The following is a 16749-nucleotide window of genomic DNA, read 5'->3' as shown; positions in this document are numbered from 1 at the left end:
GGAAGAAAATTACTATGACGCAATTTGCATTCGTCTTTCCCGGACAGGGGTCGCAGGCGATTGGAATGCTGAACGGATTTGGTGAAAATCCCGTTGTGGCGCAGACCGTTGCAGAGGCTTCTGAAGCAATTGGGATGGATCTCGCAAAACTGATCGCTGAAGGTCCGAAAGAAGAACTGGATCTCACAACCAATACGCAACCGGTTATGCTGACCGCCGCAGTGGCGGCTTATCGTGCATGGATTGCAGCTAGCGGTAAATTACCGCGATTGGTAGCCGGACATAGTCTGGGTGAGTATTCCGCACTCGTTGCTGCAGGTGTTATCGCATTTAAGGATGCTGTTCCGCTGGTGCGTTTTCGCGCAAAAGTTATGCAGGAAGCTGTCCCGGTAGGGCAGGGTGGTATGGCTGCTATTCTCGGATTGTCAGACGATGATGTGCGTGCAGCATGCCAGGAAGCTTCTCAGGGAGAGGTTGTTGAGGCTGTCAATTTTAATGCGCCTGCACAGGTAGTCATCGCCGGCACAAAAGCCGCCGTTGAGCGGGCTTGCGAAATTGCGAAAGCAAAGGGCGCAAAACGCGCGCTTCCTCTACCGGTTTCTGCGCCATTTCATTCGTCTTTACTGAAGCCTGCCTCGGATCGTTTGCGCGAATATCTTGCGGATGTAAGTTTTTCCGCGCCGTCTATACCTGTTATCAACAATGTGGACGTAGCAATCGTGACAGACCCTCAGTCCATTAAAGATGCGCTGGTTCGTCAGGCTGCAAGTCCTGTTCGCTGGGTTGAAAGTGTGCAGTCTATGCGGCAGAGCGGTATCACGCATATTATCGAATGCGGTCCCGGTAAAGTACTTGCGGGTCTGACTAAGCGTATTCACGCTGATTTGATCGGTGATGCGATTTATGATCAGGCAACCCTTGAAAAAGTACTGGAAACACTGAAATGAACATGACTTTGGATAATGAAGTAGCACTGGTTACCGGTGCATCACGCGGTATTGGTAAAGCGATTGCGCTTGCGCTGGCAAAGTCTGGTGCGAAAGTCGTAGGAACAGCAACCTCAGAGGCTGGTGCAGCAGCGATCACAGCATATTTTGCTGAAGCTGGTGTGAATGGTAAGGGCGTTGTGTTCAATGTCAACGATATAGAGCGCACATCCTCGCTGGTCGATGAAATTCAGAAGGAATATGGCGCATTGTCAGTACTCGTCAATAATGCGGGGATCACACAGGATCAGCTGGCAATGCGTATGAAAGAAGAAGAGTGGGATAACGTTATTTCCACAAATCTATCAGCTGTTGCGCGATTGTCGCGTGCTGTGCTGCGCGGAATGATGAAAGCCAAACATGGCCGCATTATTAATATCACTTCTGTGGTTGGTTCTTCCGGCAACCCGGGGCAAATGAACTACGCAGCTGCAAAAGCGGGCGTTGCTGGTATGAGTCGCGCGCTTGCGCGTGAAATCGGCAGCCGTAATATCACCGTAAATTGTATTGCGCCGGGTTTTATCGATACTGATATGACGCAGGCGCTGACGGATGATCAGAAGGCCGCGATCCTGTCGCAAATTCCGATGGCGAAGCTTGGTCGTCCGGAAGATGTTGCTGCTGCAACGGTTTTCCTGGCTTCGCGTGACGCTGGTTATATTACAGGTACGACACTGCATGTAAACGGCGGTATGTATCTGGCTTAATAGATGGATTTTAGTGGTGATTTTGCCGAAAATAACGGCAAATGTCGCTAATTAACCCGGGACTTGCTTTTTTGGCGTATAAACCTGATAAAATGCGCGCACCTTAAACAGGCCCCTTATTTTTGATTTTTTCACTGGAGATACACATGTCCGATATCGAACAACGCGTTAAGAAAATCGTCGCAGAACAACTGGGCGTCGCAGAAGCTGACATCAAAACTGAATCCTCTTTCGTTGACGATCTGGGTGCAGACTCTCTGGACACAGTTGAACTGGTAATGGCGCTGGAAGACGAATTCGAAATGGAAATTCCTGACGAAGAAGCTGAAAAAATCACTACCGTGCAACAAGCTATCGACTACGCAACAAAACACGTTGGCGCGTAATCAGCACGATTATCAACATTCAGGAGAAGCGCTTGAGTCGTACGCATAAACGTCGTGTTGTCGTCACCGGCCTGGGTTGTATTTCCCCGATTGGTAACTCGATTGCCAGTGCATGGGATGCCGCTAAAGCGGGTCAGTCCGGTATCGCTACGATCACTAAATTTGATGCCACACCATTTTCCACGCATTTTGCCGGAGAGGTGAAGGGCTTCAACGTTGAAGAGTACATTCCTGCGAAAGAAGCACGTTCGATGGATACCTTTATTCATTTTGGTATCGCAGCGGGCGTGCAGGCGTTTCAGGATTCAGGTCTGGTTGTCACCGAAGAAAATGCCGATCGTATCGGCGTCATCGTAGGGTCCGGTATCGGGGGCTTGCCGATGATTGAAGAGACAAAAGAAGTGCTGACTGAACGCGGCCCGCGCCGCATCAGCCCTTTCTTCGTGCCTGCTTCGATCATCAATATGATTTCCGGGCATTTGTCGATCAGATACGGTCTCAAGGGGCCAAACCTGTCGCTGGTGACAGCATGTACAACAGGTTTGCACTGCATTGGTTCTGCTGCACGTATGATTGAATATGGTGATGCGGATGTCGTTGTGGCGGGCGGTGCTGAATCGACCATTTCACCACTGGGTGTTGGTGGTTTCGCCGCAGCGCGTGCATTATCTTCACGCAATGATGATCCTGCAACAGCATCCCGTCCGTGGGATAAAGACCGGGATGGATTTGTTCTGGGTGAGGGTGCAGGTGTGATGGTGCTGGAAGAATATGAGCACGCAAAAGCACGTGGTGCCAAAATTTATGCGGAAGTGCTGGGATTTGGTATGAGCGGTGATGCGTACCATATCACTTCACCAAGTATGGATGGACCTCGCCGCAGTATGGTCAATGCATTGAAGGATGCAGGTCTGAGCGCTTCAGATATTCAGTACCTGAATGCACATGGTACTTCCACTCCGCTGGGTGATAAAAACGAAACGGAAGCGATTAAAGCAGCGTTTGGTGATCATGCAGCAAAGCTGGCGATCAGTTCGACGAAGTCGATGACTGGTCACTTGCTCGGTGGTGCAGGTGGACTGGAATCTGTGTTCACAGTACTGGCTGTGCATCATCAGATTGCACCGCCAACCATTAATCTGCACACTCCTGATCCTGAGTGCGATCTGGACTATGTTCCGAATGTTGCACGTGAGATGAAAATTGATTATGCAATGAAAAACTCTTTTGGTTTCGGCGGTACTAACGGTACGTTGATATTCGGAAAAGTCTGATTTCAGTCAATTGCAATCGGAGCGCCTTATTCGTTTGAATAAGGCGCTTTTTTTATGGGAAATTGATTTTGATTGTTGTGAAAAATTCCAGTCTGTTGTCTCTTGTTGGCGCTATGCAGATCTTGTTGTGCGCATGCGGCATTTCAATATTTGTTTCGTTCTAGTCTAGATTTCTGGTCCTGCCCACAGCAATCATTGCGCTGACTTTCGGGTTGCATTATTGGCGTGCAAAATTTGAATGCGTTAAAACGATTTTCTTAAAACCGGACGGCTGTATCACGCTTTTGATGGGAACTGGCAACGATGTGAAGGAGCTGCCATGTATGCATGCTGATGTCGCTTTGCCCTGGATGGTATCCCTTGGTAGGCACACATCTGAGATCGGTTATCGTACGTATTGGGTAGCAATTGATATGATGTGTCAGGAGGACTGGCGTAAATTTCAGATTGCCGTGCGCCGTTTACATAATGAAAATCAATATTGAAACGAAATTTTACGTTTTATCCGGGAACTTACCGGGATTACTGTTGTTCTATATAACGTGAGCATAGAAACGCTTGCCGGAGTTGAGCCGGAAAATAATAAGGATAATTGAGTGACAACAGAACGCGAGATAGACCAGATACTGGTTGAACGCGTCCAGCGTGGTGATAAAAAAGCCTTCGAGCTTCTGGTTTCCAAATATCAGCGGAAACTGATGCGGCTCGTGTCGCGGCTCGTCTACGATCAGGCTGAGGCTGAAGATGTTGTGCAGGAGGCATTTATTAAGGCGTACCGGGCGTTGCCAAATTTTCGAGGTGAGTCAGCGTTTTATACCTGGCTGTACCGAATTGGCATCAATACGGCAAAGAACCATCTTGTCACGCAGGGCAGAAAGGCGCCGACTTCTACTGAAGCAGATGTAGAGGAGGCGGAAGGTTTTGTCGATGCGGATGGGTTGAAAGACATTAATACGCCTGAATCGCTGTTGCTTAGTAAGCAAATTGCTCAGACGGTGAATGCTGCGATGCATGCGCTGCCGGAAGAGTTAAGAAACGCCATCACCTTGCGTGAAATTGAAGGTTTGAGTTACGACGAAATTGCAGAAGTCATGCTTTGCCCGATCGGAACTGTTCGCAGCCGTATTTTCAGAGCCCGTGAAGCGATTGCAGAAAAGCTGCGGCCCTTGCTTGGAACCAATATTGATCAGCGCTGGTAAGCGTTGTTAAGAAAGAAGTGCAGGAAAACTATGAACCATATTGATCGCGAAAAAGAAGCTGTGTCGTCCCTCATGGATGGCGAAGCTGATCATGCAGAACTGGACGCATTGATTCGCCAGCTTGAACAGTCCGGCCTGAAAGATGAATGGGATCTTTATCATCAGATTGGTGATGCGTTGCGTTCTGATGATCTGAATATGCCAATGAGCTCGTCTTTTAACGAGAAATTTGCTGAGCGATTTGCGTCTGAGCCTGTCATCCTTTCGGCTCCGCTGCCTGCAAACAATCCTCAGGGCTCACAGGAAAGAAAATATGCACCATACAAGTGGGGTTTTGCCGGTGCAATTGCTGCCGGTCTGATGGCATTTGTACTGATGCCGCAAATTGCCGGAACCGGCAGAGCGCCTGCTCAGCCGGCTGAAATGGCTGCCGCGAAAAGTGGATTCCAGCTGGCATCAGCTAAACCTGAAGTGCGTTCTGCACAAGCATCTGCCAGTGATGAGGTGGCGGTCGTTAAGCCGAATCAGCTTGATATGCTGCGAGACCCGCGAATCGACAGCTATCTGGTTGCACACCAGCGGTTTTCTCCGACAATCAGCAAGGCAGCGGTAGTTACTCAGCCTGCTCAGGAAAAGTGAACACGTAAAGATGTTGTATAAAAAAATTTACCTCGGAATGTTGTTGCTGGCCGGAAGTGCTTTTGCATTTGCGGCGGGTTCCGGGGAAAAAAATGATCCTCAGAAAGTGCTGAAAAGCATCCAGCTTGCTGCGCAAAAGCTCAGCTATTCGGGCACCTTTGTGTATCAGCAGGCGAACCAGATACGAACATCGCGGATTACGCATGTCAATGACGGCGGTAATGAGATCGAAAAGCTGGAGATCCTCGACGGGAAGCCGAGAGAATACATTCGCCGTAATGACGAAGTCTCATGCTATTTGCCGGAACAAAAACTCGTTCAGGTCGAGAAAGATGTTAATCCGGAATCATTTCCCGCGCTTCTGACACAGAACGCACAAGCACTGTCCGAGATTTACCATATACGCAAAGGCGAGTCCGCCCGGGTAGCGGGTCTTGATTGCCAGACATATTTACTGGATCCGAAAGATGGCTTCCGTTACGGCTATAAGTTGTGCGCGGATAAAAACAGCAACCTGCTGTTGCGTGCGCAAACCGTTAATACACGGAATGAAGTGATTGAACAGATTGCGTTTACCCAATTGCAGGTCGGAGATATCGACCGTTCAAAACTGAAACCCGGCTTTAGCGGCGCTGCAAACTGGCGTATTGAAAATCTGACGGTGCAATCCAATATAAGTTCGGGATGGATCGTGAAGCAATTGCCAGCCGGATATAAAAAGACGAAAGAAATTAAACGTCTGATTGCCGGTGGTACGGGCGGAAAAACCCATCCGGTCATACAAATGACCTTCTCTGACGGTCTGGGTGCGTTTTCTGTCTTCGTTGAGCCGGATTCCGAAGGGCGTACAGAAGGCAGTATCCAGCAGGGAGCAATGAATATCACTGCACGCAGGGTCGGCGATGCATGGATAACAGTAGTCGGTGAGGTGCCTGCCTCCGTGGTACGTCAGGTGGTCAGCTCACTGGAATTCCGGCCAGTTAAGTAATCATCGAGAACGAGTCTATGAAAGAAAATAAACTTTTTCCTTTGAAAAAAACAATTGTCGCATTTGCCGTGCTGAGTGGACTGGCTGGCGCCTTTCCGTTAGCCAGTCATCTGATGCCGCAAACCCATGCAGCCAGCGCTGCAGTCGCCGGACTGCCGGATTTCACCGAACTGGTGGATAAAGTCGGACCTGCTGTCGTGAATATCCGTACAACGGAAAAAATTCAGGCAGGAAATGGCTTTGCTGAAGAAGATCCGGCACTGGAATTTTTCCGTCGTTTCTGGGGTATGCCGGTTCCGAAGGCAGCACCGAAAAAACGTTCAACCCCACAACACGAGGAAGAAATTCCGCGCGGAGTCGGTTCCGGCTTCATTGTTTCTGCTGATGGTTACGTGCTGACCAATGCACACGTTATCGAAGGCGCTTCCGAAGTGTATGTGAAGCTGACAGATAAGCGCGAATTCAAGGCGAAAGTAGTTGGTCGTGACGCGAAGACTGATGTCGCGGTCCTGAAGATTGAGGCAAAAAATCTGCCGAAAGTAAATGTCGGCGATTCTTCGAAAGTGCGTGCCGGTGAATGGGTGATTGCTATCGGTTCACCATTCGATCTTGAGAATACGGTAACGGCGGGTATCGTCTCAGCAAAAGCCCGTGACACCGGTGATTTTGTTCCTCTGATCCAGACGGACGTTGCCGTCAACCCCGGTAATTCCGGTGGTCCGCTGATTAATATGCGGGGCGAAGTCATTGGTATTAATTCACAGATTTACAGCCGTTCCGGCGGCTATATGGGCATTTCGTTTGCGATTCCGATTGATGAGGCAATCCGCGTCTCCGAACAAATCAAAGCTGGTGGCAAGGTATCACGTGGCCGTCTGGGTGTTCGGATTGCTGAGCTGTCAAAAGACATCGCCGAACAAATCGGTTTGCCGAAAGTGCAGGGCGTGGTGATTGCGCAAGTCGAACCGGGCTCTCCGGCAGAGAAAGCAGGCTTGCGTGACGGTGACGTAGTCCTGAAATTCAACGGACAAGTTATCGAGAAGCCAGTCGATCTGACACGCGCAGTTGGTGCCCTGAAGCCTGATACAAAAGCGAATATTTCCGTCTGGCGTAATGGTGCACAACGTGAAGTCGCGCTGGTGATCGGTGAGGCAGAAACCGACAAAACTGCGCAAAAAGCCGATAAAAAGTCCAAGAAAGAAATTGCTAATTCGCTGGGCTTAACGGTAACTGATCTGAGCGAAGCGCAAAAACGTGATTTGCAGTCCGGTGGTGTAGTGGTGGAAGCGGTTGACGGCGCTGCAGCTGCGGCTGGCATTATGCCGGGCGACTATATTCTGTCGCTGAATCAGCTGGAAGTGAAAGACGCTAAACAGTTTGCTGCGATTGTGGCAAAACTGGATCCGAAGAAAGCAGCCGTTGTGCTGGTGCGTCGCGACCGTGTTTCTCAGTTCGTATTGCTTAAACCGCAGCAATAAGCATAAAATCACTCTGTTGGGAGCCAGCCCGTGCGGGCTGGCTCTTTTTTTATCCGGATAAAACTGCTTATGCTGAAATTTACCCTGTACTCCCGCAGTTACTGTCATTTATGTGAGGATATGGCCCTCGCACTGAAAGCCTTGCTCGGTGACCTGCCATACGATCTGGAGATCACGGATGTCGATGCAGATCCGGCACTTGTTGAGAAATATGATGAACTGGTTCCGGTGCTGACAGGCTATTCGGTTAGCAATGGCTGGCAGCAATTATGCCACTATCATCTGGACGCGAAGGCAGTCACTGCATTTGTACAGGAACAATCATGACGGAAACCATGGATTTATTCGCCATCGAGGAAGATATTCTGCGCTGTGGCGTGGATGAGGCAGGGCGTGGTCCGCTGGCCGGTTCCGTAGTTGCTGCGGCAGTCATTCTGAACCCTGAAAAGCCAATCAACGGTTTACGGGACTCCAAAAAGCTAAGCGAAGCGCAGCGTGATGCACTGGCCGAAGAAATCAAAGAAAAAGCACTGGCCTGGCATATTGCTGAGGCCAGTGTTGAGGAAATTGATGAACTGAATATTCTGCAGGCGACGATGCTGGCCATGCGCAGAGCGGTCGAAGGATTGGCAATCGTTCCGGAACTGGCGCTGATCGATGGTAATCGCTGTCCTGTGATGAAGGTACGATCTGAGGCGATTGTAAAAGGCGACGATAAAGTCGCAGAAATCTCAGCCGCGTCGATTCTGGCAAAAACCGCCCGGGACGCACAACTGATGGTGTTGCATCAGCAATATCCGGATTATGCATTTGATCAGCACAAAGGCTATCCAACTGCACTGCATCTGGCACGTCTGGCACAGCATGGCGTAACGCCGGTGCATCGTAAATCTTTCGGGCCAGTTAAAAAATTATTAGGTTGATATGAAGATCATCAGTTCGCGCGATAACCCGCGTTATAAGGAAATGCGTCAGCTTGCATCCAGCGCGCAAGCCCGCAAAAAAGCCGGAAAAACGATACTCGACGGCGTCCATTTGTGTGATGCATATTTTGATCATATCGCTGCAAAGGCCACCATGATTGTGTCGGAAACCGGTATGCGGATGTCCGAAGTGGTGCCGCTGGTTGCCCGCGCCGAAGACCGCGGCACCGAAGTGATTTGCCTGCCGGATGCCTTGTATGCCGCCCTGAGTCAGGTGGAAAACGGCGTGCCGGTTGCCTTACTGATCGATACACCGGTTTGCCCTATGCCTGACCGCCTGCACGAGACTGTGGTCTTGCTGGATGGCGTACAGGACCCCGGCAATCTTGGCTCAATATTGCGCAGTGCGGCAGCGGCGGAAATTCAGCATGTGATTTGCGGGCAAGGCACGGTAGCGGCATGGTCGCCAAAGGTGTTGCGTGCGGGCATGGGCGCGCATTTTGCACTGAATATTTACGAAGGGCTGGAATTGTCTGCAATCACAGATAAGCTGCAGATGCCTTTGTGCGCGACCAGTTCTCATACCGAAACCACGATTTATGCAGCCAATCTGGCGCGTCCGGTTGCATGGCTGTTTGGTCACGAAGGCAGCGGTGTGTCTGCGGAGCTGATGCAGCGTGCTGACCTGACCGTCACTATCCCGCAATCCCCGAAAATTGAATCGATGAACGTCGCCGCCAGCGCAGCCGTTTGTTTCTTTGAGCAAAGGCGGCAATTGCTGGCCTGAGCGCTCGGCTCGGCTGCGCTGAACGGGTATCGCAGTTCAGCGGCCCATTGGCTCAGGCGGGGAATTTTCCTGAGTGTTGAGTAGCAGACTATGCAAATATCGTCATTTGGTATTTTGTGAGAGCCGGACTTTCTGCCGACGACCGCCGGATCGCTGTGCCTGAATCCGCATTTGAGGCATTTTGGGGCTCCTGAAACGCGGTTTCGGCTGATTTAGCCGGCCTATCCGGCTGACGACTTCATTCAAGGGAGGTTTCCTCTCCGGCAAAACAAAAAGCACCGGTTCCTGTCTGGAAGCCGGTGCTTTTTCTTACTCAGTTCTTTGTACAGGCGACACTTGCCTGTGTCAGCGCATTAGTAAATACGAACGTCAGCCTTAATTTCCTGCAGTATCGTGGTCGAAATTTCTTCAATCGATTTGGTGGTGGAAGATAACCAGCGTATGCCTTCTTTACGCATCAGTGCCTCTGCTTCGTTGACTTCATAGCGGCAGTTTTCCAGTGATGCATATTTGCTGCCCGGACGGCGTTCGTTACGGATTTCTGATAAACGCTCAGGCATGATACTCAGACCGAACAATTTATGTTTATATGCAGGAAGGCAGGAAGGCAGCTTGCCGCGTTCAAAATCTTCCGGAATCAGCGGGTAATTGGCGGCTTTGATGCCATATTGCATTGCCAGATACAGACTGGTTGGTGTTTTGCCACTGCGCGACACCCCAACCAGAATCACATCGGCAGTCGACAGATTTTTATCTGACTGACCATCATCATGCGCCAGCGAGAAATTAATCGCTTCAATCCGGTTTTTATACTCTTCTGTATCTGCGACATTATGGCTGCGCCCGATGGTGTGGGTGGATTTGACACCCAGTTCCTGCTCCAGCGGTGATACAAAGGTCTGGATCAGATCCATATGCATACCTCTGGAGGAAAATATTACTTTAGCCAGGTCAGACTTCACCAGAGTCGAGAAAACAATCGGGCGTGCACCTTCGCGATCAAAAGCATCATTGATCTTACGTACCGCCTCATGCGCCTTATCCAGCGTATCGATAAAAGGCAGGCGCACCTGTTTGAATTTCATGTCAAACTGGGTCAGGACCGAATGTCCGAAAGTTTCCGCAGTGATACCGGTACCGTCTGAAACAAAAAAGACGGTACGGTTGGCGATGGGCATTGTGCTGTTAGCGGATGAGTTCATACAGAATCAGGTCAAAAAGAATGAAAGTGTTCGGTGAAAACAATTACTCGAATATATTTTCTAGGCTAGATCAATTTTGCAGTACAGCATGTAAAATGGAGCAACAGTAGTGCATTTTATCGTTCCCCGTGCGAACAAGAATAAAAATATTCCGGGTGCATGATGTAAATCGCGCTAAGACAGATTTCTTATCATCAAAATGGGGTTGTTATGTCTGACGCAGTAAAAGAAGCCGTGTACGTTGCTTCGTTTGAAGAATTAAGGATGACCGATGTGGAGTCGGTTGGCGGTAAAAATGCTTCGCTGGGTGAAATGATCAGCCAGCTGGCAACTGCCGGCGTCCGTGTGCCGGGTGGTTTCGCCACCACAGCGCAAGCTTTCCGTGATTTTCTCGAATACAGCAAAGACGGCGAAAGCTCTCTGGCAAAAAAAATCGAACAACGTCTGGCATCGCTGGATATCGATGACGTGAAAGAATTGGCGAAAGCCGGTGCGGAAATCCGTGAGTGGATCGTTGAAACACCGTTCCAGCCACGTTTGCTGGCGGAAATCGAATCTTTTTATCACCGTCTGGTAGCTGACTCCGAAAGTGAAGTGTCGTTTGCGGTGCGTTCTTCTGCGACAGCGGAAGATTTGCCTGACGCATCCTTTGCAGGCCAGCAGGAAACTTTCCTGAATGTGGTCGGTATCGATAACGTGCTGGAAGCAATCAAACACGTATTCGCGTCGCTGTATAACGACCGTGCGATTTCTTACCGCGTTCACAAAGGCTTCACGCACTCCGAAGTTGCACTGTCCGCCGGTATTCAGCGTATGGTGCGCTCTGATACTGGCGCTGCCGGTGTGATGTTCACCATCGATACGGAATCCGGTTTCAAAGATGTGGTATTCATCACTTCGAGCTATGGTCTGGGTGAAACCGTGGTGCAGGGTGCGGTTAACCCTGACGAATTCTACGTTCACAAACCGATGCTGGAACTGGGCAAACTGCCGGTAATCCGTAAAAACATCGGTTCCAAACTGATCAAAATGGAATTCACCGGCGAAGCCAAAGCTGGCCGCTCGGTGAAAACCGTGGATGTACCAATCGAACTGCGTAACCGCTATTCGCTGGAAGACCGTGAAATCGTTGAACTGGCAAAATATGCCGTGATCATCGAGAAACACTATGGCCGTCCGATGGATATCGAATGGGGTAAAGATGGCCGTGACGGCAAACTGTACATCCTGCAGGCACGTCCTGAAACTGTGAAGTCTCAGGAAAAAGCCCATGACGCGCAGCAAAAATTCCGTCTGAAAGGCAGTGGTACTGTGCTGGCTTCAGGCCGTGCGATCGGTCAGAAAATCGGTGCCGGTCCGGTGCGCGTGATCAATGATCCGTCTGAGATGGAACGTGTACAGCCAGGTGATGTTCTGGTTGCTGACATGACAGACCCGAACTGGGAACCGGTCATGAAACGTGCATCCGCGATCGTCACTAACCGTGGCGGCCGTACCTGCCATGCAGCGATTATTGCGCGCGAACTGGGTGTGCCGGCAGTGGTTGGCTGTGGCGATGCGACAGAAATGCTGAAAGACGGCACGCTGGTCACCGTATCCTGTGCCGAAGGCGATGAAGGTAAGATTTACGACGGTTTGCTGGAAACAGAAATCACTGAGGAAGTCCGCGGTGAGCTGCCTGAGCTGCCGGTAAAAATCATGCTGAACGTCGGTAACCCGCAACTGGCTTTCGATTTCCAGTCCGTACCAAACGAAGGTGTTGGCCTGGCGCGCCTGGAATTCATCATTAATAACAATATCGGCGTCCATCCGAAAGCCATTCTGGAATACCCGAATATTGATCCTTCGCTCAAAAAAGCGGTGGAATCTGTGGCGCGTGGTCATGCTTCGCCGAAAGCGTTTTATGTCGACAAACTGGCAGAGGGCGTTGCAACGATTGCTGCTGCGTTCTGGCCGAAAAAAGTCATCGTGCGTTTGTCTGACTTTAAATCCAATGAGTACAAAAAACTGATTGGTGGTTCCCGCTACGAACCGGATGAAGAAAATCCGATGCTGGGCTTCCGTGGCGCAGCGCGCTACATTGCACAAGATTTCGGTGCCGCATTTGAAATGGAATGTCTGGCAATGCGCCGCGTCCGTGATGAAATGGGTCTGACCAACGTGGAACTGATGGTGCCATTCGTGCGTACTTTGCCACAGGCTGCACGCGTCATTGATCTGCTGGCAAAAAATGGCCTGAAACGTGGCGAAAATGGCTTGCGCGTCATCATGATGTGCGAAGTGCCATCAAACGCGATTCTGGCGGAACAATTCCTTGAGTACTTCGACGGTTTCTCTATCGGTTCTAACGACCTGACACAGCTGACACTGGGTCTGGACCGTGATTCCGGTATGGAATTGCTGGCAGCTGATTTTGATGAACGTGATCCGGCGGTACGTGCGCTGCTGTCGAAAGCGATCGCTGCTTGCCGCGCAGCCGGTAAATACGTCGGTATTTGCGGTCAGGGTCCTTCGGATCATCCTGATTTTGCCGAGTGGCTGATGCAGGAAGGCATCGAATCGATTTCTCTGAATCCGGATTCCGTTGTTGAAACATGGAAAAAACTGGCAGCGAAGTGATTTGTTGTAAATCTGAACAGAAAAGAGGCTCGTAAGAGCCTCTTTTTTTATGCGCGTAAGCAAAGCAGGTGAAATAGGATCAAAATTACCGGTGCAGAAATGTACACAATAACCAAGAATGGCAAGACTTCGACAAGGAGAAAATCATGGCTGACTGGATGTGGTGGGGCGTACTGACCGGCATTCTGCTGATTGCAGAAATACTGACCGGAACCTTTTACTTGCTGATGGTGGCGATTGGTTTTGTTGCCGGCGGAATTGCAGCGTATGCGGGTGCCGGACTGGCGCCACAAATCATTGTTGCCGCATTTGTGGCGGCTTCTGCAGTGACCATGCTAAACAAGATCCGGCCGCAAAGCACAGCAAAATCGTCAGATACGGAAAATTCTCTGGATATTGGTCAGGTAATCCGTGTCGATGAATGGCGGGATATCGGCAATGGACGCTTTGTCACCCGAGCCTGCCATCGCGGATGTCAGTGGGATGTGGAACTTCTGGCAGGGCATCCGGTAGCAGGCAATTTTCTGATTGAAGAAGTGCGTGGTAATACCCTGGTCGTCCGTTCGTAATCAGGGCCTATAAATCGTTATACGGAGGTTTTCATGGAAGGTTTTGGTGTTGTTGCGCTGATCATTTTATTTGTCGTGATTGTGTTCGCGATGAAAACCGTCAACGTCGTTCCGCAGCAGCATGCCTGGGTGGTGGAGCGGCTGGGGAAATACCATTCCACGCTGGGGCCGGGTCTGAATATCGTGATGCCGTTTATTGACCGTATTGCATATAAGCACGTGCTGAAAGAAATCCCGCTGGATGTGCCGCCACAGGTCTGTATCACCAAAGACAATACGCAGCTTCAGGTTGACGGTATTCTGTATTTTCAGGTCACAGATCCGATGCGCGCTTCTTACGGTTCATCCAACTATATCGCTGCGATCACGCAACTGGCGCAGACAACCCTGCGTTCTGTCGTTGGCCGGATGGAGCTGGATAAAACGTTTGAAGAACGTGATCACATCAACACCACCGTGGTGAATGCGATTGATGAGTCAGCGGCGAACTGGGGTGTGAAGGTGTTGCGCTATGAAATCAAGGATTTAACACCGCCGAAAGAGATTTTGCATGCAATGCAGGCACAGATCACTGCTGAACGTGAAAAGCGGGCTTTGATTGCCGCTTCTGAAGGTCGTAAGCAGGAGCAAATCAATCTGGCCAGCGGCGAACGTGAGGCGGCGATTGCAAAGTCTGAAGGTGAAAAACAAGCAGCGATTAACCGTGCTGAAGGTGAGGCCGCCGCGATTCTGGCAATTGCACAAGCCAGTGCAGAAGCTTTGCGTGTTACCGCTTCGGCAATTCAACAGCCGGGTGGCAGCGATGCGATGAATCTGAAAGTCGCCGAGCAATATGTGGAAGCCTTCGGCAAACTGGCAAAAACTAACAATAGCCTGATTGTTCCCGGAAACTTCGGGGATATGAGTAGTTTGTTAGCCAGCGCGATGCAGGTGCTGAAGCAGAACGGCAAAGCGCAGTAAGGCTGTCAGCGACACAGGAAAGCTCGTTAGTTACCCGTAGTATCGACAAACAGAAAACGGCCATCTGCAATGATGGCCGTTTTTCTTTATTGCAGCATGGCGAAAGCAGACGGGCAGGGAAGGTGTACCGGTTATCGCGGATGACGGACAAGCATTGTGCAAAAATCCGCATTTGCGATTTTCGGAGAGCCGGACTTTCTGCCGACGACCGCCAGATCGCTATGCAGAACTGCGCATTTCAGGCATTTTTGGGTGATTTCAGACAGTTTCAGACTGTTTCCAACACTGAGGGCGGTTCTGAGCCTGACTTCATAGTCGGGTCAGGCTCAGTGTTTTTAAGCTTACATCCCGATAAACAAATCTTTTACTTCGCGTGGCTGCGAGCGCCAGTACTGACGTGGTGCATGAATGCCAGCGCCAAGCTCCGCCGCTGCGTGCCATGGCCAGTGCGGGTTATAAAGCATGACGCGGGCAACGCCGATCAGGTCTGCTTCCTGCTCCTGCAAGATTTGTTCGGCTTGTTTAGCCTCTGTAATCAGACCGACGGCAATCACCGGCATGCTGGTGACGGCTTTGATCGCTTTAGCAAACGGTACCTGATAACCCGGTTCTAACGGGATTTTCTGTTGCGCGGAAAGGCCACCACTGGATACATGAATAAACGCGCAGCCGCGTTTTTCCAGTTCTTTCGTCAGAATCAGGCTGCCTTCCAGATCCCAGCCGCCATCAGCCCAGTCGCTTGCTGAAATGCGAATGCCCAGAGGGTAGTCAGCCGGAATGACGCGTTTCATGTCGTCAAAAATTTCCAGCGTCAGGCGCAGACGGTTTTCCAGGCTGCCGCCATACTGATCCGTACGCTGATTGGACAGGGGAGACATGAACTGATGCAGCAGGTACCCGTGCGCCGCATGCAGTTCTATGCTGTCGAATCCCGCTGCGACAGCACGACGCGCAGCGTCCGTAAATGCCTGACGAACTTCCTGGATATCACCCAGCGTCAGTGCATGTGGAGCAGCATCATGGGCATAGTGTGGAATCGCCGATGGCGCAACAGTTTGCCAGCCACCCTGATCGGTATTCAGTAGTTGTCCGCCATTCCAGGGGGCAGCGCTGGAAGCCTTGCGTCCTGCATGTGCAAGCTGAATTGCCAGTGGCATCGCAGAATACTGGCGCAAGCGGGTTACCAGATCTTTCAGTGATTCAGCATGCGCGTCAGACCAGATACCCAGATCGAGTGGTGAAATACGGCCGCGCGCTTCAACGGCCGTTGCTTCCAGAATCAGCAAACCCGCGCCGGAATGCGACATTGCGCCGAGATGCATTAAATGCCAGTCAGACGGAAAACCATCTTGCGCTGAGTACTGGCACATCGGCGCGATGATGATGCGGTTAGGTAAGGTGAGTTTGCCCAGTTGAAACGGCGTGAACAGCTGGCTTTGCATAAAATTTCCATTCTTGAAAAAGACAGAATCATTATGCGCCAGCTGGCAATATATTTCAGAGATACAAAAAATGACTTAACGGCGGGGATGAATGCCGAAGAAGTGAGCTTGTCAGCGCGGGTTTTTACAGCTCAGTTCGGCTTTTTCTTTTTCCCGACGTAATTTCTGACGCGCCTTGTTTTCCTGTTTTGGTCCCGCGCCGCGCAAATCTTCTTCCGCCCATTTCACCCGCAATTTTGCTTTGTCACATAACACTCGGGCTTTTTCTGAGCTGGCGACAGCACGCCGGATCTCGCGATCTGTTTTTTCTTCACGTTTCAGACGCTGATTCCGCATTTGCTCGGTTTGTTTTTTGTCCTGATCGGCTTGTCTGCGCGCTTCCTTTTTCTGTTTTTCGGAGGGCGCAGGTAAGGGCTTCAGCTGACCGAGTGAGTTGGTACCTTTCGGGCAGGCATCATGCTGGTAAATGACTTGTCCGTTTTTTTCGCAGCGCATGATATCTGCCTGCGCTGACAGTGGCGGCAGCACAAACATGAGGCTGAGTGCCACGCTATGCAATAACAGGGATCTTACTTTCATGGAAATTTAAA

At 50.6% G+C, this 16749-nt stretch carries 17 protein-coding genes; 14 read left to right on the top strand and 3 right to left on the bottom strand.

Annotated elements, in window-relative coordinates; translation table 11 throughout:
• Positions 1-14 precede the first annotated feature (14 nt).
• From fabD to IE092_RS01340, 11 genes are all read left to right on the top strand, one after another.
• Positions 15-947, top strand: a complete 933-nt coding sequence (gene fabD, locus IE092_RS01390; protein WP_189355215.1) for an ACP S-malonyltransferase — start codon at positions 15-17, stop codon at positions 945-947.
• A gap of 2 nt (positions 948-949) precedes the next feature.
• Positions 950-1693, top strand: a complete 744-nt coding sequence (gene fabG / locus IE092_RS01385) for a 3-oxoacyl-ACP reductase FabG (protein ID WP_189355214.1) — start codon at positions 950-952, stop codon at positions 1691-1693.
• A 146-nt stretch (positions 1694-1839) separates the two neighbouring features.
• Positions 1840-2079: an acyl carrier protein gene (gene acpP / locus IE092_RS01380; RefSeq protein ID WP_189355213.1), complete on the top strand. Its 240-nt coding sequence runs from the start codon at positions 1840-1842 to the stop codon at positions 2077-2079.
• Positions 2080-2111: 32 nt separating this feature from the next.
• Positions 2112-3353 carry a beta-ketoacyl-ACP synthase II gene (gene fabF / locus IE092_RS01375; RefSeq protein ID WP_189355212.1) on the top strand — a complete coding sequence of 414 codons (1242 nt, stop codon included), beginning with the start codon at positions 2112-2114 and terminating at the stop codon, positions 3351-3353.
• 596 nt (positions 3354-3949) lie between these two features.
• A complete protein-coding gene (rpoE, locus tag IE092_RS01370; protein ID WP_189355211.1) occupies positions 3950-4552 on the top strand; it encodes an RNA polymerase sigma factor RpoE in 603 nt (200 codons plus the stop codon).
• 30 nt (positions 4553-4582) lie between these two features.
• Positions 4583-5191 carry a sigma-E factor negative regulatory protein gene (locus IE092_RS01365; RefSeq protein WP_189355210.1) on the top strand — a complete coding sequence of 203 codons (609 nt, stop codon included), beginning with the start codon at positions 4583-4585 and terminating at the stop codon, positions 5189-5191.
• 10 nt (positions 5192-5201) lie between these two features.
• Positions 5202-6179, top strand: coding sequence for a MucB/RseB C-terminal domain-containing protein (locus IE092_RS01360; RefSeq protein ID WP_229792970.1), 978 nt, complete (start codon positions 5202-5204; stop codon positions 6177-6179).
• 17 nt (positions 6180-6196) lie between these two features.
• Entirely contained in the window at positions 6197-7657 is a 1461-nt protein-coding gene (locus tag IE092_RS01355) for a DegQ family serine endoprotease (protein ID WP_189355209.1), read from the top strand.
• Positions 7658-7726: 69 nt separating this feature from the next.
• Positions 7727-7984, top strand: a complete 258-nt coding sequence (locus tag IE092_RS01350; RefSeq protein ID WP_189355208.1) for a glutaredoxin family protein — start codon at positions 7727-7729, stop codon at positions 7982-7984.
• The gene (gene rnhB, locus IE092_RS01345) at positions 7981-8580 is read left to right on the top strand and encodes a ribonuclease HII (protein WP_189355207.1); all 600 of its coding nucleotides are present in this window, start codon (positions 7981-7983) and stop codon (positions 8578-8580) included. Before IE092_RS01350 ends, rnhB begins: the two co-directional genes overlap by 4 nt.
• 1 nt (position 8581) lies before the next feature.
• A complete protein-coding gene (locus IE092_RS01340; RefSeq protein ID WP_189355206.1) occupies positions 8582-9367 on the top strand; it encodes a TrmH family RNA methyltransferase in 786 nt (261 codons plus the stop codon).
• 353 nt (positions 9368-9720) lie between these two features.
• Here IE092_RS01340 and ppsR read toward each other — a convergent pair whose 3' ends face one another.
• Complete coding sequence (gene ppsR, locus IE092_RS01335) at positions 9721-10569, bottom strand: posphoenolpyruvate synthetase regulatory kinase/phosphorylase PpsR (protein WP_189355205.1); 849 nt, start codon at positions 10567-10569, stop codon at positions 9721-9723.
• Positions 10570-10779: 210 nt separating this feature from the next.
• On the opposite strand from ppsR, the gene ppsA reads away from it, so the two are divergent.
• The 3 genes from ppsA to IE092_RS01320 all read left to right on the top strand — a co-directional run bounded on the left by ppsA (position 10780) and on the right by IE092_RS01320 (position 14717).
• Positions 10780-13188 carry a phosphoenolpyruvate synthase gene (gene ppsA, locus IE092_RS01330; RefSeq protein WP_189355204.1) on the top strand — a complete coding sequence of 803 codons (2409 nt, stop codon included), beginning with the start codon at positions 10780-10782 and terminating at the stop codon, positions 13186-13188.
• Between the two features lie 146 nt (positions 13189-13334).
• Entirely contained in the window at positions 13335-13757 is a 423-nt protein-coding gene (locus IE092_RS01325) for an NfeD family protein (protein WP_189355203.1), read from the top strand.
• A gap of 33 nt (positions 13758-13790) precedes the next feature.
• The gene (locus IE092_RS01320; protein WP_189355202.1) at positions 13791-14717 is read left to right on the top strand and encodes an SPFH domain-containing protein; all 927 of its coding nucleotides are present in this window, start codon (positions 13791-13793) and stop codon (positions 14715-14717) included.
• Between the two features lie 341 nt (positions 14718-15058).
• On the opposite strand, the gene IE092_RS01315 is transcribed toward IE092_RS01320, so the two are convergent.
• Together IE092_RS01315 and IE092_RS01310 are read right to left on the bottom strand one after the other, a co-directional pair.
• Positions 15059-16159 carry an NADH:flavin oxidoreductase/NADH oxidase gene (locus IE092_RS01315; RefSeq protein WP_189355201.1) on the bottom strand — a complete coding sequence of 367 codons (1101 nt, stop codon included), beginning with the start codon at positions 16157-16159 and terminating at the stop codon, positions 15059-15061.
• A 111-nt stretch (positions 16160-16270) separates the two neighbouring features.
• Positions 16271-16738, bottom strand: a complete 468-nt coding sequence (locus IE092_RS01310) for a DUF4124 domain-containing protein (protein WP_189355200.1) — start codon at positions 16736-16738, stop codon at positions 16271-16273.
• Positions 16739-16749 lie beyond the last annotated feature (11 nt).

The sequence above is a fragment of the Cognatundibacterium squillarum genome (assembly GCF_014652435.1).
GTDB classification, from domain to species: Bacteria; Pseudomonadota; Gammaproteobacteria; order Burkholderiales; family Burkholderiaceae_D; genus Undibacterium; species Undibacterium squillarum.
Note: the sequence above shows the minus strand (reverse complement) of the source record. Positions and strands in the feature narration are given on the sequence as shown.

Excerpts from the sequence above, each read along its gene's own strand:
- IE092_RS01340 (WP_189355206.1), top strand. The coding sequence starts at position 8,582 with ATGAAGATCATCAGTTCGCGCGATAACCCGCGTTATAAGGAAATGCGT.
- IE092_RS01315 (WP_189355201.1), bottom strand. The coding sequence starts at position 16,159 with ATGCAAAGCCAGCTGTTCACGCCGTTTCAACTGGGCAAACTCACCTTA.
- IE092_RS01310 (WP_189355200.1), bottom strand. The coding sequence starts at position 16,738 with ATGAAAGTAAGATCCCTGTTATTGCATAGCGTGGCACTCAGCCTCATG.
- IE092_RS01325 (WP_189355203.1), top strand. The coding sequence starts at position 13,335 with ATGGCTGACTGGATGTGGTGGGGCGTACTGACCGGCATTCTGCTGATT.
- rnhB (WP_189355207.1), top strand. The coding sequence starts at position 7,981 with ATGACGGAAACCATGGATTTATTCGCCATCGAGGAAGATATTCTGCGC.
- IE092_RS01360 (WP_229792970.1), top strand. The coding sequence starts at position 5,202 with ATGTTGTATAAAAAAATTTACCTCGGAATGTTGTTGCTGGCCGGAAGT.
- ppsR (WP_189355205.1), bottom strand. The coding sequence starts at position 10,569 with ATGAACTCATCCGCTAACAGCACAATGCCCATCGCCAACCGTACCGTC.
- IE092_RS01350 (WP_189355208.1), top strand. The coding sequence starts at position 7,727 with ATGCTGAAATTTACCCTGTACTCCCGCAGTTACTGTCATTTATGTGAG.
- fabG (WP_189355214.1), top strand. The coding sequence starts at position 950 with ATGACTTTGGATAATGAAGTAGCACTGGTTACCGGTGCATCACGCGGT.
- fabD (WP_189355215.1), top strand. The coding sequence starts at position 15 with ATGACGCAATTTGCATTCGTCTTTCCCGGACAGGGGTCGCAGGCGATT.
- acpP (WP_189355213.1), top strand. The coding sequence starts at position 1,840 with ATGTCCGATATCGAACAACGCGTTAAGAAAATCGTCGCAGAACAACTG.
- IE092_RS01365 (WP_189355210.1), top strand. The coding sequence starts at position 4,583 with ATGAACCATATTGATCGCGAAAAAGAAGCTGTGTCGTCCCTCATGGAT.
- ppsA (WP_189355204.1), top strand. The coding sequence starts at position 10,780 with ATGTCTGACGCAGTAAAAGAAGCCGTGTACGTTGCTTCGTTTGAAGAA.
- IE092_RS01320 (WP_189355202.1), top strand. The coding sequence starts at position 13,791 with ATGGAAGGTTTTGGTGTTGTTGCGCTGATCATTTTATTTGTCGTGATT.
- IE092_RS01355 (WP_189355209.1), top strand. The coding sequence starts at position 6,197 with ATGAAAGAAAATAAACTTTTTCCTTTGAAAAAAACAATTGTCGCATTT.